Annotated in this window: 22 protein-coding genes; 1 reads left to right on the plus strand and 21 read right to left on the minus strand. The window is 60.8% G+C overall.

The window, feature by feature from the left end:
- Nucleotides 1-21: 21 nt before the first annotated feature.
- From IAU67_RS06005 to rho, 21 genes are all read right to left on the minus strand, one after another.
- The gene (locus IAU67_RS06005; RefSeq protein ID WP_151841799.1) at nucleotides 22-810 is read right to left on the minus strand and encodes an electron transfer flavoprotein subunit beta/FixA family protein; all 789 of its coding nucleotides are present in this window, start codon (nucleotides 808-810) and stop codon (nucleotides 22-24) included.
- Nucleotides 811-903: 93 nt separating this feature from the next.
- Nucleotides 904-2,124: a THUMP-like domain-containing protein gene (locus IAU67_RS06010; RefSeq protein ID WP_151841800.1), complete on the minus strand. Its 1,221-nt coding sequence runs from the start codon at nucleotides 2,122-2,124 to the stop codon at nucleotides 904-906.
- 6 nt (nucleotides 2,125-2,130) lie between these two features.
- On the minus strand, nucleotides 2,131-3,018 hold the full coding sequence (locus tag IAU67_RS06015; protein WP_151841801.1) for an NUDIX hydrolase: 888 nt from the start codon (nucleotides 3,016-3,018) through the stop codon (nucleotides 2,131-2,133).
- A complete protein-coding gene (locus tag IAU67_RS06020; RefSeq protein WP_151842404.1) occupies nucleotides 3,008-3,880 on the minus strand; it encodes an ABC transporter ATP-binding protein in 873 nt (290 codons plus the stop codon). Before IAU67_RS06020 ends, IAU67_RS06015 begins: the two co-directional genes overlap by 11 nt.
- Before the next feature lie 58 nt (nucleotides 3,881-3,938).
- Nucleotides 3,939-4,835, minus strand: coding sequence for a tetratricopeptide repeat protein (locus IAU67_RS06025; protein ID WP_151841802.1), 897 nt, complete (start codon nucleotides 4,833-4,835; stop codon nucleotides 3,939-3,941).
- Between the two features lie 35 nt (nucleotides 4,836-4,870).
- Nucleotides 4,871-5,551: an endonuclease NucS gene (gene nucS, locus IAU67_RS06030; protein ID WP_151841803.1), complete on the minus strand. Its 681-nt coding sequence runs from the start codon at nucleotides 5,549-5,551 to the stop codon at nucleotides 4,871-4,873.
- A gap of 78 nt (nucleotides 5,552-5,629) precedes the next feature.
- A complete protein-coding gene (locus IAU67_RS06035; protein WP_151841804.1) occupies nucleotides 5,630-6,043 on the minus strand; it encodes a DUF2550 domain-containing protein in 414 nt (137 codons plus the stop codon).
- A gap of 147 nt (nucleotides 6,044-6,190) precedes the next feature.
- Complete coding sequence (locus tag IAU67_RS06040) at nucleotides 6,191-6,565, minus strand: F0F1 ATP synthase subunit epsilon (protein WP_151841805.1); 375 nt, start codon at nucleotides 6,563-6,565, stop codon at nucleotides 6,191-6,193.
- 12 nt (nucleotides 6,566-6,577) lie between these two features.
- The gene (gene atpD, locus IAU67_RS06045) at nucleotides 6,578-8,023 is read right to left on the minus strand and encodes a F0F1 ATP synthase subunit beta (RefSeq protein ID WP_151841806.1); all 1,446 of its coding nucleotides are present in this window, start codon (nucleotides 8,021-8,023) and stop codon (nucleotides 6,578-6,580) included.
- A gap of 2 nt (nucleotides 8,024-8,025) precedes the next feature.
- Entirely contained in the window at nucleotides 8,026-9,006 is a 981-nt protein-coding gene (locus tag IAU67_RS06050) for a F0F1 ATP synthase subunit gamma (protein ID WP_151841807.1), read from the minus strand.
- A 57-nt stretch (nucleotides 9,007-9,063) separates the two neighbouring features.
- A complete protein-coding gene (atpA, locus tag IAU67_RS06055; protein WP_151842405.1) occupies nucleotides 9,064-10,701 on the minus strand; it encodes a F0F1 ATP synthase subunit alpha in 1,638 nt (545 codons plus the stop codon).
- A 59-nt stretch (nucleotides 10,702-10,760) separates the two neighbouring features.
- Nucleotides 10,761-11,579 carry a F0F1 ATP synthase subunit delta gene (locus IAU67_RS06060; RefSeq protein WP_151841808.1) on the minus strand — a complete coding sequence of 273 codons (819 nt, stop codon included), beginning with the start codon at nucleotides 11,577-11,579 and terminating at the stop codon, nucleotides 10,761-10,763.
- A gap of 5 nt (nucleotides 11,580-11,584) precedes the next feature.
- Nucleotides 11,585-12,148, minus strand: a complete 564-nt coding sequence (locus IAU67_RS06065; RefSeq protein WP_151841809.1) for a F0F1 ATP synthase subunit B — start codon at nucleotides 12,146-12,148, stop codon at nucleotides 11,585-11,587.
- 79 nt (nucleotides 12,149-12,227) lie between these two features.
- Nucleotides 12,228-12,470 (minus strand): ATP synthase F0 subunit C, encoded by a 243-nt coding sequence (locus IAU67_RS06070; RefSeq protein ID WP_151841810.1) that lies wholly within the window; start codon nucleotides 12,468-12,470, stop codon nucleotides 12,228-12,230.
- 108 nt (nucleotides 12,471-12,578) lie between these two features.
- Nucleotides 12,579-13,376: a F0F1 ATP synthase subunit A gene (gene atpB, locus IAU67_RS06075; protein ID WP_151841811.1), complete on the minus strand. Its 798-nt coding sequence runs from the start codon at nucleotides 13,374-13,376 to the stop codon at nucleotides 12,579-12,581.
- 443 nt (nucleotides 13,377-13,819) lie between these two features.
- Nucleotides 13,820-14,293 carry a Cg1360 family ATP-synthase-associated protein gene (locus IAU67_RS06080; RefSeq protein ID WP_151841812.1) on the minus strand — a complete coding sequence of 158 codons (474 nt, stop codon included), beginning with the start codon at nucleotides 14,291-14,293 and terminating at the stop codon, nucleotides 13,820-13,822.
- Nucleotides 14,259-15,422 (minus strand): MraY family glycosyltransferase, encoded by a 1,164-nt coding sequence (locus tag IAU67_RS06085; protein WP_370451931.1) that lies wholly within the window; start codon nucleotides 15,420-15,422, stop codon nucleotides 14,259-14,261. The genes IAU67_RS06080 and IAU67_RS06085 overlap by 35 nt, the downstream gene beginning before the upstream one ends.
- A gap of 11 nt (nucleotides 15,423-15,433) precedes the next feature.
- Nucleotides 15,434-16,093: an L-threonylcarbamoyladenylate synthase gene (locus IAU67_RS06090; RefSeq protein WP_151841813.1), complete on the minus strand. Its 660-nt coding sequence runs from the start codon at nucleotides 16,091-16,093 to the stop codon at nucleotides 15,434-15,436.
- 27 nt (nucleotides 16,094-16,120) lie between these two features.
- The gene (prmC, locus tag IAU67_RS06095; protein WP_225723457.1) at nucleotides 16,121-17,005 is read right to left on the minus strand and encodes a peptide chain release factor N(5)-glutamine methyltransferase; all 885 of its coding nucleotides are present in this window, start codon (nucleotides 17,003-17,005) and stop codon (nucleotides 16,121-16,123) included.
- Nucleotides 17,006-17,009: 4 nt separating this feature from the next.
- On the minus strand, nucleotides 17,010-18,086 hold the full coding sequence (gene prfA, locus IAU67_RS06100) for a peptide chain release factor 1 (RefSeq protein WP_151841814.1): 1,077 nt from the start codon (nucleotides 18,084-18,086) through the stop codon (nucleotides 17,010-17,012).
- Nucleotides 18,087-18,088: 2 nt separating this feature from the next.
- Nucleotides 18,089-19,921, minus strand: a complete 1,833-nt coding sequence (gene rho, locus IAU67_RS06105) for a transcription termination factor Rho (protein WP_151841815.1) — start codon at nucleotides 19,919-19,921, stop codon at nucleotides 18,089-18,091.
- A 227-nt stretch (nucleotides 19,922-20,148) separates the two neighbouring features.
- Between rho and IAU67_RS06110 the strand changes: the two genes are divergently transcribed.
- The gene (locus IAU67_RS06110) at nucleotides 20,149-21,843 is read left to right on the plus strand and encodes a long-chain-fatty-acid--CoA ligase (RefSeq protein WP_151841816.1); all 1,695 of its coding nucleotides are present in this window, start codon (nucleotides 20,149-20,151) and stop codon (nucleotides 21,841-21,843) included.
- Nucleotide 21,844 lies beyond the last annotated feature (1 nt).

Here is a 21,844-nt window from a genome sequence, read left to right on the forward strand (position 1 = left end):
GTTGTTATCTCCCTCTTGTCCTTAAACCAGCTTTTCCTTGACCAGGAACTCAACCAGCTTCTTGCCGCCCTCGCCCTCGTCGGTGATGATCTCACCAGCAGACTTTGGTGGCTTCGGGGTAGAAGCGGACACGGAGGTGGTGGCGTTTGCCAGACCAACGTTGGCAGCATCTACGCCGATTTCCTCGATGGACAGTTCCTTGATGGTCTTCTTCTTTGCAGCCATGATGCCCTTGAAAGCAGCGAAGCGTGGGGTGTTCGCCTTCTCAGTCACGGAGACGATGGCTGGGGTTGGTGCCTCGAGGCCGAAAACGCCCTCTTCGGTCACGCGGTTACCGGTCACCTTGCCGCCTTCAACGGTCAGGGTTTCCATGTGGGTCAGGGCTGGGATCTGACGGTACTCAGCCAGCAGACCTGGGATGGAGCCAGCTCCACCATCGGTGGAAGCGTTACCAGCGATGATCAGCTCGATGTCCTCGATCTGGTTCAGCGCGTTGGAGATGGTCCATGCGGTTCCCAGCGCATCGGAGCCAGCCAGGGACTCGTCGGTCACCAGGATCGCCTCGTCGCAGCCGAGGGACAGAGCCTTACGCAGAGCCTCGGTGGCGCGGGATGGTCCCACGGACAGCACGATCACGTTGCGGGAGTCATCAGCTTCCTTGAGCTGAAGAGCTGCTTCCACAGCGTTTTCGTTGATTTCATCCAGGACAGCATCTGCGCTGTCACGGTCCAGGGTGAAGTCATCTTCGGTGAGCTTGCGCTCGGAGTAGGTGTCCGGCACCTGCTTGACCAGAACAACGATGTTCGACATTCGTTGGCCTTCCTGCTCGGGTGTATTTGTCGTAGGCCATCCTACCCATGCTTCGGTGACCTCTGCCACAAGCAAGCAACTATTTATTTATTACTACCCCCGCACAGGACGGCAGATGAAGGCCATCCTCTGGTCTTCAGCATCAATCCGGGCGATAATCACGCTCACCGCGGCCTTTCCCTTCAGCTTCCACTTCTTGCGCAGCACGTCCGGATCGAGGTCCACCCCGCGGATCAGAATCTCGGCGCTACCCACCCCGCGCGCCGCCAACGCCGCCTTGACCTGGCGCAGCGGCACCTGCTCCAGCACCTCGAACCCGCGCACCCCTGGCGGCACCGTATCGCCGGAAAGGAATGCGATATGGGAATCCAGCTGCCACAGGCCGTGGGCGTGCCCGTAGTGTCTCACGAGGCCTGCGCGGATGAGGGCGGCGTCGGGTTCCACGATGAAGCTCCCGACTGGCCGCACGTCACAACCCTCGTCGGGCATATCGGACGTCCAAATGTCCCTCGACGTCGTGCCCGAATTGTCACCGATGACCACCGCCCGCCGAAGAATATCCGACGCCGGCCTGCCCACCACCGGCGCCGAATACACACTGGCCTCCTTCATGTCGCCCCCGACGGAGATGAAATCAACTTGTCCCGCCCAGTCGGAGACATCCTTCACGTCGATGCCCGGGGCGCACTTCACGACCAGGCGCGGGTAGCGTTCGACCAGCTCCGGCAGGGTGGGGCGCACCTCGTCGAGGCGCGCGATGCGGCCCGAGGAGTTGCGGCGCGCGGGATCGGCGATCACGATGTCCGAGGAGCTCTCCCCCGCCCCGGCAGGCCCGTTCGTCAAAGCGGTTCCGGTCCACACAGGCTGCAGCGCATCGGCCTGCGCCACGCCCAGAACCTGGGAGCACCCGCGTGTGTTATGCACGGCCATGCGTACCCGAGACGCATCCAGATCCGAGCCCGCCGCGGGGACCTGCGAGAACAACAATTCCGTGCCTATCGAGCACGTCACGTCCGTCACCCGGGTGGCACCCAGGCTGCGGAGGTACTCGGCACGGAAGCGCGCGACGGCACCGGGCGTGGCCTGCTGGGCGGAATCACTATCGGCCAGCCACTCGCCCGGCCCGATCTTGGCCTCCAGGCTGCGCCGGGCAAGGCTTGCCTCCACCACCGCCCGGGCGTAGTCCCCGTAGCTCTTCTTCAGCACCCCCATGTCCTTCATCATGGAGGTCCGTGTCAGCTCGTGCTGGGATGCCTCGGCGATAGCCTCCGGGTGAGCGCACAGAAAGTTCAGTTCGTCGCGGTCAAAAGCCATAGCTCTCTACTCGAAAAAGAACCCAGGGCGGTCCTCGAAAGGATGCGCCGGCAACTCTTCGGGATCAATGGCGAACTTCATACCCGGAGCAAACTGACGCTTCGGACGGCCATACATCTGCGCTTCCATCAGGTAATACTCGGCCATATACGGAAGATCGATCGGCTCCTCCAGCACCGGATCCACCGAGAGGTTCGCCGAAAACTCCAGGACCTCATCCACCGTGCGGAACGTGTCCAACAGCTTCAGCTGCGCCCAGGTGGGAGGCATCAGGCTGATCTTTCGGGAACGCCACCCGTCCAGCAACGTGGAGGGACGGAACCAGCCCGTCGAGGTCGCCTCCTGAGTATCCGCACACGTGCTCTGCCCTTCCGGCATCGCAGCCACGAAGAAGGCCGTGTCATAGCGGATCGGCTGCTCCTTCGGCGTGACCCAGTTAGCCCACGGACGCATGAGATCCGAACGCAACACCAGGTTGTTCTGGTGCATAAAGTCCGAAAAGCTCAAACGGTGAGCCTCCAGGTCCTTCCGCTCCGCCTGGAACGAGGCGGTATCTGCCACGATGGTGCCGTCCTCGTGGCTGGCCAACAGGGTTCCCGATTCTTCAAAGGTCTCCCGCACCGCAGCGCACACCAGCGCCCGGGCCATAGCCTCATCCTTTTGCAGGCGGGAACCCCACCACTCCACGGGAGGGCCCTGCCAGCGGATCTCCGGCTCGGAGTTCTTGTCGCGGGCATCCACACCACCGCCGGGAAACACGGTCATCTCTGCGCAAAACGCCATGGTGGAGGCGCGTTCCTGCACATACACTTCAGGCCCGGACAGGGTGTCCCTCAGCAGAATCACCGTCGACGCATGCCGCGGCTCCACGGGACCGAGAAGACTATCGTTCACGGTGGCTCCCTCCCGTGCGCACACGCCGGGCAAACCAGCGGCCGTCGTCGTTGCGAATCTCAATCGGTTGGTGGAAGGCGCGCGTCAGGTTCTCGGACGTCAGGACGTCGTCGATAATTCCCTGGGCCACAACCTGTCCCTCATCCAGCAACATCGCGTGGGTGAATCCCGGTGGGATCTCCTCCACATGGTGCGTGATCAGTGCAATCGCCGGGGAGTACGGGTCCTGGGCCAAGTCGGTGAACAGGGCGACGAGGTCCTCGCGGCCTCCTAGATCCAAGCCGGCGCCCGGCTCGTCGAGCAGCAGCAGCTCGGGGTCCGTCATCAACGCGCGGGCGATCAAGGTGCGCTTGCGCTCTCCCTCGGACAGGGTCATCCACTTGTGCCCCACCAGGTGAATGGCGCTGACCTTCTCCATGATCTCGTAGGCCTGCTCGCGGTCCATGTCATCGTATTCTTCCCGCCACCGTCCCAGGACGTCGTAGCCGGCGGAGATCACGATGTCCTCCACCAGTTCATCCCCTGGGATGCGGTGCGCCATGGCGGAGGAGGACATGCCAATCGACGTGCGAATCTCGCGCAGATCCACGCGTCCCATCTGTGCTCCCACCAGCTTCACAGTGCCGGTCGTGGGAAACATCTGGGCGGCAGCCAGCTTCATGAGTGTGGTCTTGCCCGCCCCGTTCGGGCCAATGATGACCCACCGTTCATCCACCTCAACCTGCCAGTCCATGGGGTGCAAGATGGTACGGCCGTCGCGCACAACGGACACGCCCTTCATGTCAATCACCACGTCCTCCTCTGCAGCGGCTGCAGTGGACGGGGCAGAGATCAGGTTGGTGTAATCAGTCACGGGTTCCATCGTGCCACAAAGTGAGATCTCCATGTGGAAGACCCCACGGTGGCGGGCCCCGCTGGAATCAGAACAGGGCGCTCGCCATCGCTGTGCGCGCGGCGATCACGTCTGGATCCCCTGGTTCATACATTGCGAACAGCTCGAACAGGCGCTTCTTCGCCTCTTCGCGCTCGTCACCCGACGTAGCCACGATGTGATCCACCAGCACGGAGAAGGCCCCGACCTTGTCGTTGCTCACCAGCAGCCGGTCGGCCTTCACGAACGGATCGGTCGCCTCTTCGGCGGACGTGTCCGAAAACTCCTCACTGCTCATCCGCGCGAGCAGCAGTGCCTGCGCTCGGGCTGCGATGGCCTCTTGGTTCTTCGGCTCCTCAGCCAGGATCGAGTCATAAACAGCCAGCGCCGCGTCTACCTCCCCGGCTTCCAGATAGTCCGCAGCCTGCGCCATACGCGGATCCTGCTGTTCCTCAGCAAGGCCTGGCAGCTTGCCCTGCGTGGCCTGGAGCAGAGCGCCCACCCACTGCTGGAGTTGATCGGGCGACTGCGCCCCTTCAAACTGCGTGAGTGGACGCCCCGCAGCCAGGGCGATCACCGTCGGCACAGCCTGCACCTTAAACGCCTGGGCGATCTCGGGGTGCTGGTCCACATCCACATAGCGGAACAACCACGTCACCTCGGACAAGTTCTCCGCATCCTGCTGATTGACCATCTGCTGAAAATAGCCCCGCATCTGATCGCTCTCCGTGGAGCGGGCCGAGCCCACCTGTGTCACGACAACCACCTTCGTGGAGGGCATCACCAGGTCAGACTCAAACGTCTCCGGGGTAACAGCTGCGCACAGGGACACCTGCCCCGCATCGGACTGTGACGACTGTGGAGACGAGTGTGGTGACTTCTGTGCGGCCTGGCCGAATTGGCCAAGATCCACCGCACCAGCAGCAAAACGGCGAGGGGTAGTCATGAACAAAGCTCCTTACACGCGAGAAAAATTAGGCTCTAAAACAATCGCAACTCATCGGATTCGGTACCGCGCATGGCGTCGTAATCCAAAATCACACACCGAAAACCTCGATCCTCCGCCAGGGTACGCGCTTGCGGCTTAATTTCCTGCGCGGCGAAAACTCCAGACACCGGAGCCAGCAGCTCATCCCGGTTCAACAGTTCCACATAGCGCGTGAGCTGTTCCACGCCATCGATACCCCCGCGGCGCTTCACCTCGACTGCAACGGTGGCGCCGTCGGCGTCGCGGGACAACAGATCCACAGGCCCAATGGGGGTGGCATATTCACGACGAATGAGGCGATACCCCTCCCCCAGTACCTCAATCTGCTCCGCGAGCAATTCCTGCAGATGCGTCTCCACGCCATCCTTTTCAAGGCCGGGGTCCTCGCCGAGCTCAAACTCCGAGTCCGAATGCACCTCAAAAATCTGGATGCGTAATTGCTCGCCCTTTTTATTCTCGACGATCCACAACTGCCCCTCGTCGCTCTCCGGCAGCGGGCTTTCGGTGAGAAAACACGGCGGGGTCATCCAATTGAGCGGTTTATACGCGCGATCATCCGCGTGGACGGACACGGAGCCGTCGGCCTTTAACATAATCAAACGCGTGGCCTTCGGCAGATGAGCAGATAAACGGCCCACGTAATCAACTTGGCAGTCAGCAATGACAAGACGCATAATCCCCTAGCGTAGCGCATGGTCATTCTTCAGCGTGGCCCATGCGCGCTGCCGAGCCGAATCCGTGCACGCACCGGGTTAGCGCACGCGCCGCTCCGAGGGGCGGGACTCCAGCCACGCCACCAGCGCCGTATCGGCCTGGGAATCCAGGGCGAGCTCCAAAGATTTTTTATTGCACTGCAATTCCACGATGTGCAACGAGGATTCCAGAATGTGCCGTTCTACGGCCTTGACCTGCCGACGCCCAGCGATCTCCGTGCTCAGCCGTTTCAGGTGAAAATCTGCTCGCGGGAGCAGCGACCGCAATTTGTAGACGCGCAGTGCGTTGGGTGAATACACTACAACCCCGTATCGCCAATGCCGGCCTTCCTCACCGGGAAGGCTGCGGACGACCACGGGGAATCCCTTGGTACGCAAGGTCAAAAATCGCCACGCCGCGGAGGCCATGGCACAGATGCCAACGACCACCAAGAAGGACACTACGAACGTCATCAGTCCCCGTTTCCTGCTCTCTCTTTTGCCAATAAATTACTCCCCAGTGGGTTTGGAAACAACTTCGTGACAAACGAAAAAACACCCCCGATTACTCGGGGGTGTTTTTCACTTAAGGTCCTGGGACCAGCCTTGTTATCACAAAGGCTACTTCTCCTGGAGTCGCTTCACAGCGCGCAACTCGGACTCAGCGATCGCCTTTTCGCGCTCATCGGAGGATTCCGTGGCGCGGCGCTGAGCATCCGCCTCGTTGACCTCAGAGGCCCACGACGCAGAATCCGCCAAGATGGTGATCTTCTCGCTGGACACGGAGAGGAAACCTCCCTGTACCGCAGCGACAAGCTTTTCACCCTCGCCGGTCCGGATGATCACAACGCCGTTGTCGACCAGCTGGCCGAGCATTGGTTCGTGACCAGGGAGCACGCCGATCTCACCCTCAGTGGTCTGTGCGATAACGGACGTTGCGGTACCAACCCACAGCGCACGCTCCACGGAGACCAGTTGTGCGGCAATCTCAGCCATGTGCGATTCCCCTTACTTTCCGGTCAGCTTCTTGTATTCGCGCTCGACGTCGTCCAGACCACCCAGGCCGTTGAAGGCCTGCTCTGGGTAAGCATCGAATTCACCGTTGCAGATGCGCTCGAACGCATCGATTGTGTCTTCCAGCGGAACGTAGGAGCCTGGGATGCCGGTGAACTTCTCTGCAACGAAGAAGTTCTGGCCAAGGAAGCGCTCAATGCGACGTGCGCGCTGAACGGTCACCTTGTCGTCCTCAGACAGCTCGTCCATACCCAGAATTGCGATGATGTCCTGCAGTTCCTTGTTCTTCTGCAGAATGTTGATCACGCGCTGTGCCACAGCGTAGTGACGCTCACCGACGATGCCTGGCTCGAGGATACGAGAGGTGGAGGTCAGTGGGTTCACTGCTGGGTAAATACCCTTGGAGGCGATACCACGGTCAAGCTCGGTGGTTGCATCCAAGTGGGCGAAGGTGGTTGCTGGTGCCGGGTCGGTGTAGTCATCGGCTGGAACGTACACGGCCTGAAGGGAGGTAATGGACTTACCCTTCGTGGAGGTGATTCGCTCCTGCAGAACACCCATCTCGTCAGCCAGGGTTGGCTGGTAACCCACTGCGGAAGGCATGCGGCCCAGCAGCGTGGACACCTCGGAACCTGCCTGGGTGAAACGGAAGATGTTGTCGATGAACAGCAGCACGTCCTGGTGCTGAACATCGCGGAAGTACTCCGCCATGGTCAGACCGGACAGTGCAACACGCATACGCACTCCTGGTGGCTCGTCCATCTGGCCGAACACCAGGGCGGTGTCCTGGAGAACTCCCATCTCTTCCATTTCCAGGAAGAGGTCGGTGCCCTCACGGGTACGCTCACCCACGCCGGCGAACACGGAAGTTCCGGAGAACTCACGTGCGATACGGGTAATCATTTCCTGAATCAGAACGGTCTTACCCACACCTGCACCACCGAACAGGCCGATCTTGCCGCCCTTCACGTATGGGGTCAGCAGGTCGATGACCTTAATGCCGGTTTCCAGGATCTCGGTCTTACCCTCGAGCTGGTCGAAGGCTGGTGGCTCGCGGTGGATTCCCCACTGCTCGCCGTCGCGGCCGAGGCCTGGCTCGTCGATGCAGTCGCCCAGTGCGTTGAACACGTGGCCCTTCACGACGTCACCAACGGGAACGGAAATTGGCTTGCCGGTGTCCTTCACCTCGGCACCGCGGACCAGGCCGTCGGTAGGTGCCATGGACACGGCGCGCACCAGGTTGTCGCCGAGGTGCTGTGCGACCTCCAGGGTGATGGTCTTTGCTACTGCCTCGAGGGAGACCTCGACGGTCAGAGCGTTAAACAGAGCCGGCTGCTCGCCGCGTGGAAACTCCACATCGACCACAGGGCCGATGACTCGCACGACGCGGCCCGCAGCAGTCGGTGCAGAAGTGCCCTGCTCCTGAATTGCTGTAGTCATAATTAATCGCTTTCTCCGCTATCGGCGAGCGCGGATGCGCCACCGACGATCTCTGTGATTTCTTGAGTAATCTGTGCCTGACGCGCCTGGTTAGCAACACGAGAGAGCTGCTTGACCAGGTCGGTCGCGTTGTCGGTAGCCGCGCTCATGGCGGTACGACGGGCAGCAGATTCAGACGCTGCGGCCTCCAGCATGGATGCAAAGATGCCACGGGATACGTACTGCGGAAGCAACGCATCCAGCAACGTGTCTGGGTCTGGCTCAAACTCAACTTCGGCGGACACGTGGTCAACCTTGTCGCTGACCATGTCGTCACCCAGGTTAAGTTTTTCGGTTTCAACAACGGTCTCAATGGGCAGCAGACGCTGCGCGCGAGCGGTCTGGGTCAGCATGGACTCGAACTTGGTGTACACGATGTGCACCTCGTCGAAGCCCTGTACGCCCTGGCCTTCCTCGCTGCGCAGGCCCTCGCGCCACTGAGTGGTTCCTTCGGAACCGGCGACGAAGCCTTCAATCAGGTGGTGGCGAAGATCGTGGGTCAGCTGGTACTCGGGGTCCTGGGAGAACCCGGTCCATGCGCCCGCGAAGTTCTCTGCGCGGAAGTTGTAGTAGGTCACGCCCTTGTTGCCTGCGATGTACAGGACAACTTCCTTGCCTTCCTCCTGTAGCTTCTTGCGAAGCTCTGCAGTCTTCTTGAAGACGTTGTTGTTGTAGCCGCCGCACATGCCACGGTCACTCGAGACCACCAGGATGGCCGCGCGCTTCGCGTTCGCTGGCTCCTGAAGAATCTTGTTCTCCAGGGAGCTTGCGGACGCCAAGCGTTGGATCACAGCGGTGATCTCATCCGCGTAGGGCTGAGCAGCCTCCACACGAGCCTGTGCCTTGGTAATCCTCGAGGTGGCGATGAGCTCCTGAGCCTTGGTGATCTTCTTAGTTGAGTTCACGGACTTGATGCGTGTCCTCAGTTCACGAAGATTTGCCATTGACTATCGCCTCCCTTCTTGTCCGTAATTTGTGGTCACTGTGCTACACCTAGTCCTTTACTTGGACTTGCGGGACACGGTGATCTGGGACTTAGCGTGGTCTTCTTCAGCCAATGCCTCTGGCTCTGGCTCGTTGATCACCGAGCTGCCATCGGTGGTCTGGAAACCGCGCTTGAACTCCTCAACGGACTTCTTCAGGGTCTGCTGAGACTCATCGCTGAAGGCCTGACCGCCGGCGATCTGGTCGTAGACGCCAGATGCGTTCGCGTGAAGGTGATCCAGCAGCTCAGCCTCGAAGCGACGCACGTCCTCAACAGGAACGGTGTCGAACTCGCCCTCGCCGGCCAGGTAGATGGACACCATCTGGTCTTCCACCGTCTGTGGCTTGGTCTCGTTCTGCTTCAGCAGCTCCACCAGGCGCTTACCGCGCTCCAGCTGAGCCTTGGACGCTGCATCCAGGTCGGACGCGAAAGCTGCGAAGGCTTCCAGGTCACGGTATGCAGCCAGGTCCAGACGCAGGGAACCGGATACCTTCTTCATGCCCTTGGTTTGTGCGGCACCACCCACACGGGACACGGACACACCAACGTTGATAGCTGGTCGGACACCCTGGTTGAACAGGTCGGACTCCAGGAAGACCTGACCATCGGTAATGGAAATAACGTTGGTTGGAATGAAGGCAGACACGTCGTTTGCCTTGGTCTCAATGATGGGCAGTGCGGTCAAGGAACCGCCGCCGAGGTCATCGGACAGCTTTGCAGCACGCTCCAACAGGCGGGAGTGCAGGTAGAACACGTCACCTGGGTATGCCTCACGGCCTGGTGGGCGACGCAGCAGCAGGGAGATCGCACGGTAGGCCTCTGCCTGCTTGGTCAGATCATCGTAGATCACCAGAACGTGCTTGCCCTGGTACATCCAGTGCTGGCCCAGTGCAGCACCTGCGAACGGTGCCAGCCACTTGAATCCAGCGGAGTCAGACGCTGGGGCTGCAACGATGGTGGTGTAATCCAGCGCACCGTTTTCCTCCAGGGTCTTACGGATGGAGGCGATGGTCGAACCCTTCTGGCCGATTGCTACGTAGATGCAGCGAACCTGCTTGCTTGGGTCACCGGACTCCCAGTTTGCGCGCTGGTTCAAGATGGTGTCGATGCAGACCGAGGTCTTACCGGTCTTACGGTCACCAATGATCAGCTGACGCTGGCCACGGCCAATGGGGGTCATTGCGTCGATAGCCTTGATGCCAGTCTGCATCGGCTCTTCGACTGGCTGGCGCATCAACACGGATGGTGCCTGAAGTTCGAGGACGCGGTCCTCTTCCTTCTCGATGTCACCAAGGCCGTCGATAGCCTCGCCTAGTGGGTTGATAACACGACCGAGGAACTTGTCCCCGACCGGAATGGAGAGAACCTCGCCGGTCCTCTTAACTTCGTCGCCCTCGCGAAGGGACTCGTAGTTACCCAAGACCACAACACCAACCTGGTCGGTGTCGAGGTTCTGGGCGACGCCAATTACGCCACCTGGGAACTCGAGCAGCTCATTAGCCATTACAGATGGCATGCCGCTCACCTGGGCAATGCCGTCAGCTGCCGTCGTGACCACGCCGACCTCCTCACGGGAGGCCTCCGGGGAGTAGCTCGAGGTGTAGTTCGCAATCGCGCTACGGATCTCATCGGAGGAGATCGTCAGCTCCGCCATGTTCTTCCTGCTCTCGGTATTGTCTTCCAGCATGTACTCGTTATTACTTTCGGCCGGCCTTAAACGAGGCTGCGACGGAGGCGCTGCAGCTTACCTGCAGTGGATCCGTCGATGACCTCATCGCCAACTCGGATAACAGCACCGCCGAGGAGGCTGGAGTCAACCTCGGTATGTACTGAAATCTTACGACCGTAAATCTTTTCCAGCTTGTCAGCCAGCTGGGACTGCTGTTGTTCGCCCAACGGTGCCGCAGCACGGACACGTGCAACCTCGGCGCCCTTAAGCTGTGCTACCTCATCACACAGAGCGTCAAGCTCTTCGACTGGACGCTGCTGCAAACGGCCCACGGCCTGCAATGCCAGCGCTTCTGTGACAGAGGTGACCTTTCCGTAGAGAACCTTCGCCAGCAGGTCGCGGCGGGCATCTGCCGATACCGCGCGGTCTGCGAGCAAAAGCTCCAGTTGTGGCTCGCGCTCGATGATACGGGCCAAACGGAAGAGTTCATCCTCAACACGGTCCAGCTGTCCCTGCCCTTCAGCAGATCGCAGCAGGGCGCGACGTCCCAACTGCACCAATCCGGCGCGGAAGTCACGGCTATTGGACCAGGTTTGAGCAACAGCAGCGGAAACGTTTTCCACAGTGGTTGCGGATGCCTTGCCACCGAAGAGGTTTTCCGCGAGTGCGGAGCGCTCTGCTGGTGACTTGGACTGGTCAACCATTGCGACACGTAGGGTGCGGTCCGAATCCAGGATGTCGACGATGTCGAACAGCTCGGATCCGATGACGGCGCCTACGCCGACGGTTTCGTTGGACTCGTTCAGCCCCTTATCGAGGGCTGTGCTAAGTCGTTCTAATGCCTCACGGCTCGCTGCGTGCATACCGATCACTTCCCAGCGGCGCCGACGTTATCCAGGTCAGCGAGGAAGGAATCGATCGTGCCCGAACGCTTAACATCATCGGAGAGCTGCTCTCCCAGCAGACGCTCTGCCAAGCTGATGGAGTTCTCGCCCATCTCCTTGCGCAGATCGGAGACAACTGCGGAACGCTGTGCCTCCAGCTGCTTGTTGCCAGCCTCGATAATGCGGTTGGATTCTTCGGTTGCCTGAACCTTGGAGTCAGCAATGATCTTCTGACCCTGGTTACGAGCATCGTCACGAATCTGTGCGGCCTCGGTACGTGCCTCAGCGAGCTGAGCGTTGTACTTCTCCAAAGCAGCCTTGGCTTCTGCTTGAGCAGCCTCGGCGCGCTGGATGCCACCTTCGATCTGATCTTCGCGCTGGTTCAATACTTCCTGGAACTTTGGAAGAACGAACTTCCAGAAGACCACCAGGATCACAATGAATGGGATGAGGGACCAGACGAGGTCATACAGGGGTGGCACGAGCGGGCTAGGAGCCGTCTCCAAGGGGAGGTGCTCCTCAGCCGCTAGCAAAAATGTGTTCGCCATAGTCTCTAGCTTTCAGATTTGTTTAGTAGTGAATTCAACTGCTTGTCTGAAGTGTGGAGCACTTCAGTCGAAGCATCAACTAAAACATCAAGCCAGCGACCAGGCCGATCAGGGCCAGTGCCTCAGTGAATGCAATACCCAGGAACATGGTGGTACGCAGCTGGCCGGCCATCTCTGGTTGGCGTGCCATAGCCTCAGCGGTCTTGCCTGCAACCAGGCCCACACCGATGCCTGGGCCGATTGCTGCCAGGCCGTAGCCGACTGCACCGAGGCCCTTGAAGGTGGTGGTGGTGTCCTGCGCGAGGAGGAGGATGTCGTTCATGTGCTTTCCATTACCTTTCTGGTGTTCGACCAGCTGTCTTGGTCTATGAAGTTCTGGTCGAGCTAGTTGAGTTTTTAGTTATGTCTGTGGACCGCGTTGGCGCCAGGCTTAGTGCTCGTCAGCATGCAGAGACAGTTCGATGTACACAGCGGCCAGCAGAGCGAAGATGTACGCCTGCAGGAAAATCACCATGAGCTCGAAAAGGCTGAATGCGATTGCGAAGAGCAGAGTACCTGCCGACAGCAGGGTCCAACCGTTCATCTGCCAGAACAGGAAGTTCGTACCAGAGAACAGCATGACAAGAATGAGGTGTCCCGCCAGCATGTTGGCCATAAGACGAATGGCCAGAGTGGCTGGACGGAGGATGAATGTGGAAACGAACTCGATTGGCACCACAAGCAGGTACAGAAATGGTGGCAATCCAGGAATAATCAGCGAAGACTTGATGTACTTACCGAGTCCGTAGCGCTTCACGCCTGCGTAGATGAAGGTCACATAGGCGATGAGAGCCAGCACCACTGGGAATCCAAATCGCGCAGATGGCGAGATATTGAGCCCAGGGATGACGGTTGGCGCGTTCACAGCAAGAACAGCAAAGAAGATCGCAGCGATTAGTGGAAGGAAACGTCGGCCTTCCTTCTTTCCCAAAATATCCTCCGCGATGTGAATACGTACGAAATCCAGAGCCAACTCAGCGAAGTTCTGGACGCCGCTTGGGATCAGCTTTGGCTTGCGCATCGCAAAGAAGAAGAATGCTGAAACCAGCACAATCATCAGGATACGAATGAGCATCAGCCTGTCGAGCGCGAAGGCTCCGTTGGCGAACTCATTAAACCAAAGGTCCCCATTCACATGCCCCGGGAAGAATTCGTGTTCCAATGAAGGCGCGTGAAACTCGCCCTTCATGGCCAAGGTTGTTACGCTCAGCGTTCTCTCCCGTGATTGGGCCGCGAGAATAAGTATTCAGGCGGTGCGATGGAGGTCTTTTGTGATGTCCAGCCTGCAAGGACTCCGTCGCACGTCCAAGCCAGACCGGTGGGCACATTGGCCTAGGGAAACTGTATCATTCCGCCCGCCGAAACTCCCGTTGCCACCCCCTTTGATTGGGTGAGTGTTACCCTGCAGGCGGCCAGTTCTCCATGAAAAACCGTGGATGCACTGGGTTTTTCTGCTAGATACTTCACCCCACCCCTGCAAAAAGTGGTATAAGTCACCGGTGACGCCGCCCGTTATGTCCCCCGCTGTGCTCCCCCGTCGCCGAATACAAACCGACGCCAGGCTCTCCTCCCCCCCCGGCCTCCGCCCACGCACGGGCCTCCTGCACGCGGAGTTCTAGCGTGCGCGCAGGCCTAGCCCACGTATAGGCGCTGCGCCTGGGTCACGGCATACGTCTCCGTTGCCAGGGCCGCGATCATAGCCAGGATGGTCGTCACGGCAAACGCCGGTCGGTAATAGAAGTCCATGTCCTGGATGAAGATCATGATCCCAAGGAACACAGCCATCTTGAGCAGCCAGCTTCCCAGGACAATCACCAGGGTCCGCGTGGGGGTAGTCCGGGCGCTCAGCAGAACCACCCACACCGTGAGCAGCATGAAGCTTCCGCCAATCAGGCCTCCGATGAGCGCGCCCCACAATCCGGGAAGGTCGTTCGTTGCACCCCAGAACATGAGAGACACCACGATCAGCGCGGCCACGGCAATGCTTCCGTTGCGGACGGCGCGGGTGAGCGGCCACACCTGGTCGTCGACCTGACTCACATCGTTGAGTTCAGGCAGGTCCGCAGGCCGATCATGTGCTGGAGTGTTCGCGTTGTGTTCGCTCATGGTTGTTCAGTCTAGACCACTGGGGAATGACCGTGATCGCCAGAACGGCCAAAAGCGATACACCGAAGATAACCAGCGTTAATCCCGTGGGGAAGATGGTGGAGCCGATCGCCACGAAGGCCACCACGGCCACCCACGCGTAGAGCACCAGCACCACTTGCTTTTGGCTGTGGCCAAGGCGCAGGAGGCGGTGGTGCAGGTGTTCCTTGTCCGGGGCGAAGGGCGACTTGCCGGCCGCCAGACGCCTCACCACCGCCATCAGCAGATCCAGCAGCGGGATGCTCAGGGCAGCCACCACCACAATCACCGGGGACATCAATGCGAACATGTCCGCGGCACCGAACAGGGACATGTTGATGCGGCCGGAGGCCGACACGCACGCAGCGGACAGCAACAGCCCAATCAGCATGGAGCCACTGTCCCCCATGAAGATGCGGGCCGGGGAAAAGTTGTGGGGCAAAAAGCCCATGCACATGCCGGCCAGCGCGGCGGAGATGATCGCGGGCGGATAGGCGGAGACCGTTCCACCCTGGTCGTAGAGGATCGTGAGGGAATACAGCAGGATCGTGGAGGCCGCAATCAGCCCCAGTCCGGCAGCTAGCCCATCCAGGCCGTCCACAAAGTTCATGGCGTTGACGATCGTGACCGTCAGTAGCGCCGTCAAGATCGTGGACTGGACTTGGTCGAGCACCAGCGTGGTTCCGTCGCCGAAAGGCAGGGCCAAGAGATACCAGGACAGGCCCATCAAACTCATCACCACGGCGCCAACCACCTGGCCGCCGAGCTTTAACCACCACGCGATGTCATACAGGTCGTCGAGGATTCCCACCACCACGATCACGAAGGCGGCCATAATCACGGCAGCCATATCCGGGGTGACAGGCGGGAAGCCTCTGTTGAGGGCAGGCAGCTGCGCCGCCACCACCACGGACACGATCAATCCGGTGAACATCGCCACGCCACCCAAGCGCGGCGTAGGCGTGCTGTGCACATCGCGGTCGCGCGGGGCCTCCATGCGGCCGTAGCGCACCATAATGTGACGGACGATCCCCGTGACCAGGTAGGTCACCGTTCCCGCCAACAGCAGCACAAGCCCTAGCTCGCGCAGTGGTACACCAACGCCCATCATTCACCTACCGTCTAGATGTCCCCACGCAATTCTTCGGCACTCATGCCCAACACCTCGCCAATTTGTTCGGCGGTAATTGCTCCCTCGCGCAAGATGCGGGGCCGGCCGCTGGACAGGTCCACGATGGTGGAGGCTGTCCCCACGGTGGCGTCGGCGCCGTCGATATACACGCTGACGGACTCGCCCAGCTGATCCTCGGCCATCTGCACTGTCGTTGCCGGCGGCTGACCGGAAATGTTCGCAGAGGAGACAGCCATGGGGCCGGTCTCCCGCAACAGCTCAATGGCCACAGGGTGCAGGGGCATGCGCAGCATGACCGTGCCGCGCGTATCGCCCAGGTTCCACGGAAGGCTGGGGGCCTGATGCACCACGATACTCAGGCCGCCGGGCCAAAACGCCTCCACCAGCCTGCGCATGTCATAGGTGTAGTTCTGCACCAACCCCTGGACGGTGCTCCAGCTGCCCACCAACACTGGCACCGGCATATCGGGACCACGGTGCTTGGCCTGCAGCAGCTTCTCCACGGCACGGTTGTTAAAAGCGTCGCAGCCAATGCCATACAGAGTATCCGTGGGCAAGACCACCAACCGCCCAGCCTTGACCGCGGTGGTAGCAATCTGGATCGCCTGCTGTCGGTCCTGGGGGTCAGTTGCGTCTACTCGCTGTGCCATAGGGGTGATAAAACCTTTCGTGATCGCCTATATCTTACGCGCGCTCACAAAGCGTGGGCGTTCAGTAAGGTCATAATGTTGCTCGCGGTCCTCGAAGCCGTCCTCCAACAGCGCCAGGGTGGCGGGGCCGGTCGAGTCATCATGCTCAATGGCCACCACCCCACCGGGCTTCACTGCCGCGCGCGCCGCCGCCACGATGTGCGGCATCAGCTCCATCCCATCGGCGCCTGAAAACACAGCGTGATGTGGATCCGCCAGGACCTCCGGCTCCACCGAGTCCTCATAGGCCCCAGGTTCTTCGGGAACATACGGAGGATTGCACAGCACCACGTCATAGTCCTCGCTAAAGCCTAAAACTTCGATACTCCCTGGATCGGACAGGTCAGCCTGCACAAACCTCACTCCTCCGGGCACCAAGCCCTGATCCTGAAGATAAGCATGATTACGGCCGGCAAAATCCAGAGCCGTGGCGTCAATGTCCACCGCGGTGATGGAAAGCTGGGCGTCGGGGAATTGAGAGGACACGGCCAGCGCAATCGTCCCAGGTCCGGTGCACAGGTCGAGCACGCGGCGCGCACCGGTCTCCCGGATCGTCCGCACGGCCCAGTCCACCAGCAGTTCGGTCTCCGGGCGAGGAATAAACGCACCCGGTTCCGCCAGCATCGGCAGGCCATAAAACCATGCCCGGCCCGTGATGTGCTGCAACGGCTCACGGGCGGCACGGCGGCGGACCAGCGGCCACACCTCGCTCGGCGCGGGGTCATCCCCCAGCAGGAACAGCTGCGTGGGCTCGGCATCCAGCACATGAGCCATCAGCAGACGCGCATCCACCAACGGCGAGGCCACCCCAGCCTGCTGCAACTGTGCGGCAGCCTCCCGGAGAGCCTCGGACACCGTGCCACGCCCAGCCACGAAACTAGCCTTCCGCCTCAAGGCGCCGCTGGCGATCCGCCTCCTTCAACGCGGTGAACAGCGCATCCAAATCGCCACTCAACACGGCATCCAAATTGTTGGCCTTGTAGCCAATGCGGTGGTCGGACACACGGGACTCAGGGAAGTTGTACGTGCGGATACGCTCCGAGCGGTCCATCGTGCGGATCTGCGCCGCTCGATCCTCAGCGGCCTCCGCGGCGGCCTCCTCCTCGCGCATCTGCTGCAGACGCGCTGCCAAGACTTGCATCGCGCGGGCCTTGTTCTGAATCTGCGAACGCTCCTTCTGGCAGGTCACCACAATGCCTGTGGGCAGGTGGGTGATGCGCACGGCGGAGTCCGTGGTGTTCACGCCCTGACCGCCCTTACCGGAGGAGCGGTACACATCCACACGGATGTCCTTGTCGTCGATCTCCACGTCCTCCACCTCGTCGGGCTCCGGATACACCAGAACACCGGCGGCAGACGTCTGGATACGCCCCTGGGACTCTGTCACTGGGATACGCTGCACGCGGTGCACGCCGGCCTCAAACTTGAATTCGGACCAGGCGCCGTCGCGGGACGGGTTTTTCGCGCGGATGGACAGAGTCATGTCCTTCACACCACCCAGATCCGTTTCATTGAGACCCAGGATCTCCGTGGAGTAGCCGTGCCGCTCGGCGTAGCGCTGGTACATGCGGGCCAGTTCACCGGCGAACAGGGCTGCCTCTTCCCCGCCGGCACCGGACTTGATCTCCATCACGATGTCATCAGCATCGTGCGGATCGCGCGGAGCCAACAGGTCCGTGAGCTGCTCTTGGAGCTGCTCGATCTCTTCCTCGAGGCGCTTGGCTTCCTCCGCGAACTCCTTGTCCTCGGAGGCCATCTCCACTGCTGCCTCATGGTCCTCGCGGGCCTGGGTCAGCTTCTCGTGGGTCTGGATGATGGGCTGCAGCTGGGAAAAACGCTTACCGACCTTGCGCGCGGCAGCGGGGTCGTTGTGCAGCTCCGGATCACTGAGCTGCATCTCCAAGCCCTGGTACTCAGCCAGGATGTCATCAACCATCGATGGTGACTCTGCCATGATTAGTCCTCCTCACTCTCACCGGCCAGCGGCGCGGAGCTTGCGACCTGCATCAGGAACTCGCGGTTGTTCTTGGTCTTGCGCAGCTGCTTGATCAGCAGATCAATAGCGGCCTGGGAGTCCAGTGCAGACAGGATGCGACGCAGCTTGTGCATGATGCGCGCTTCCTCTGGGTTCAGCAGCAGCTCGTCCTTGCGGGTGCCGGACGGGTTCACGTCCACCGCTGGGAACACGCGACGCTCGGAGATCTTGCGATCCAGCTTCAGCTCCGCGTTGCCGGTTCCCTTGAACTCCTCGAAGATCACGGTGTCACCCGCGGATCCGGTCTCCACCATGGCGGTGGCGATGATGGTCAGGGATCCGCCATTCTCAATGTTTCGGGCAGCACCCAGGAATCGCTTCGGCGGGTACAGCGCATTGGAGTCCACACCACCGGACAGGATGCGTCCGGACGCCGGCGAGGAGTTGTTGTATGCGCGGCCCAGGCGGGTGATGGAGTCCAGCAGAAGCACCACGTCCTTGCCCTGCTCCACCAGGCGCTTGGCGCGCTCCACAGCCAGCTCCGCCACGTTGGTGTGCTCCCCTGGCGGGCGGTCGAACGTGGAGGCAATGACCTCGCCCTGCACCGAGCGTTGCATGTCGGTGACCTCTTCGGGACGCTCGTCCACCAGCACCACCATGAGGTAGCACTCGGGGTTGTTGCGGGTAATCGCGTTGGCGATGTCCTGCATGATCGTGGTCTTACCGGCCTTCGGCGGGGATACGATCAGGGCGCGCTGGCCCTTACCGATCGGCATGATCAGGTCGATCACGCGCGTGGTCAGGATCTTCGGATCGGTCTCCAAGCGCAGACGCTGGTTGGGGTACAGCGGCGTGAGCTTGTTGAAGTGCGGGCGCTTGTTCGCCTCATCCGGGCTGAGCCCATTGACGGTCTCCACCTGGTAAATGGGGGTGTACTTCTGACGGTTGCGGCCGCGCTGGTGGCCACCATTGTTGCCGTTGTTTCCGTTGGTGCGGTTGCGGATAGTGCCGGTGATCGCGTCGCCGTGACGCATGCCGTATTTACGGACGGTGTTGATCGGCACGTACACGTCTGTGGGGCCGGCGTGGTAGCCGGAGGTGCGGATGAAGGCCGTGTTCTGGTCTGCGAAGTCCAGAATGCCGCTGATGCTGGTCAGGTCTTCAGGATCAACGGGCTGGTTGTCGTTGTTCCGGTCGTTACGGTTGTTGCCATTGTTACCGTTCCCGCCGTTACGATCGCCTCGGTTGCGACGATTGCGACGGTTGCGGCGGTTGCGGCGCCCACCACGCTCATCATCGTCGTTGTTGTCCCGATTGTTGTTGCGGTTGTTGTCGCGCTGATTGTGTCGGCCGTTGTCGCGATTGTCCCGGTTGTCGCGATCCCTGTTGTTGTCCGAATTATCCGACGCCGGCTCTCCCTTGTCGCGGGCTTTCGAGGACTGAGGCTCGGCGTCGTTGGGGGAATCATCGGACGCATTTCCCTGGTCGTCGCGGCCAGCAGCGCCGGAGCGGCGAACGATCTGGCGACGCACACGGCGAGCCGGACGGCCATTCGCAGCATCCTGGGAGTCCGTCCCGGAAGCCTCCTGGCTACGTTCCTGCGGCGCCTCCTGCTTCTTTTCCTGCGGAGCATCCTGCGGTGCAGGCGCGGAGGAACGCCCCCCAGCGTTTTCAATAGCCGCGATCAGTTCCCCTTTGCGCACGCCAGAGGTGCGCTTGATGCCCTGAGCTACGGCAATCTGCTTGAGCTCAGGGAGCTTTAAAGAATTCAGGCCATTGGCTTCTGCGCGGGCCAAAATTTCGGACAGGCTCACGAAAGTCCTTCCATCGACTGGCGGAAAAAGTGCACGCCAGCGTCTCAACTGTGGTTTAAAAATATGTGATTCGCACGCATAGATACGGCGCGCTCAAGAATAAGGGATCCTTGGGGATTACCGGAGAAAAGCAAAAGCAAGGGCAATCTCACCGAAGTTAAGCACCAGCATAGCACCAACCACATCGAGGCACACTTTTCAGGGCACGGAATGTAGGCTACGTAACTATGAAGTCAACGATGCAGGATGTTCCTCTGTCCATCGCCCGAATACTGGACTACGGGGCCACGGTGCACGGACACACCACGGTTGACACCTATTCCACAGCAGAACCGGACCACACCACCTTCGCAGAAATCGCGGCGCGCGCGGCGGCGCTGGCACACGTCATGACCGAGGAATACGGCATTGGCGTGGGCGATACCATCTCCACCTACATGTCCAACTGCAACGAGCACCTAGAAACCATGCTGGGCGCAATGGCCATGGGGGCGGTCTTCCACCCCATCAACCGGCTGCTGGCCACCAGCCAAGTGAAGTACGTCATCAATCACGCGGAAGACCGCGTGATTGTGTGCGACCCGCGCTTTGCCGACGACCTCATCGCCATGCTGCCCGAGTGCCGCACCGTGGAGGGAATCATCCTGATCGGCTCCAACCTCGCAGAGGTCCGCCGAGTTCGGGAGGCCGTGAAGGATCTGGGCATCCGCGTGGACGGTTTCGAAGACATCTTGGACGGACGCCCCACGCACTACGACTGGCCGGAACTGGATGAGAAGTCCCCCGCGGCGATTTGCTACTCCACGGGCACCACGGGCGATCCCAAGGGCGTGGTGTACTCTCACCGTTCGTTGTGGCTGCATTCTCAAACGCTGCGCACCGCCGACGGCTTCGGTATCCGCAATGGGCAGAAGTTTTTGTGCTCCGTGCCGATCTATCACGTCTTAAGCTGGGGCGTTCCCCTGGCCGCGTTCATGAGCGGCACGCCGCTGGTGTTTACCGGCCGCACGGCCTCGGCGGCCCACCTGGCGCACGTCATTGAGGACGCCATGCCCCGCCAGGCCCACGGCGCCCCCAGCATGTGGATCAACCTGCTGCAGCACTACCTCATCCACAAGCCCACGCGCATGAGCCTGCGGGAGATTTACTCCGGAGGCTCCCCCGTGCCCGCCGCTCTGATCGAGCAGTGGGAAGAGCTCTACGGCGTGGACATCATCCATGCCTGGGGCATGACGGAAACCGGCCCTGTGGGGACCGTGGCGCACCCGCCCGCAGGAGTCGCGGGCAGGGCCCGCGCCCGCTATCGCGAATCCCAGGGCCGCTTCTCCGTGGGCATGCAGTACCGCCTGGTGGATGATGACGGTCATGTGCTGCCCGCGCATGACCGCACCACCGGCGAGCTGCAAGTGCGGGGCAACACCATCACCGCCCGCTACCACCACCGCGATAGGCCCGAGCGCTTCACCGAGGACGGCTGGTTCTGCACCGGCGACATCGCCACGGTCACCAAAGACGGGTTCCTCACCGTGCACGACCGTAAAAATGACATCATCCGCTCCGGTGGCGAATGGATCTACTCCGCGGTGCTGGAGAACTACCTCATGGAACACCCGGCGGTCGTGGAAGTGGCTGTCATCGGCGTACCCAACGAACAATGGGGTCAGCGCCCCCTGGCGGTCGTGCACCTGGAGGACCAGAGCACCGTGCCGACTGAGGACAAGGACTCCGACGCCGCCCATGCCATGGCAGAAGACCTCGCGCGCACGCTCGGCACGAAGGTCCCCCGCTGGATGGTTCCGGAGTATTACACCTTCGTCGATACTCTGCCGAAGACCTCGGTGAGCAAATACGATAAAAAGCTTTTAAGAAAGCTGGAAAACGCGGACCGCTTCGCCATTGTGGATATCTCGAGAGTACTCTAAG

Source organism: Corynebacterium zhongnanshanii (assembly GCF_014490575.1).
Taxonomy (GTDB): Bacteria; Actinomycetota; Actinomycetes; order Mycobacteriales; family Mycobacteriaceae; genus Corynebacterium; species Corynebacterium zhongnanshanii.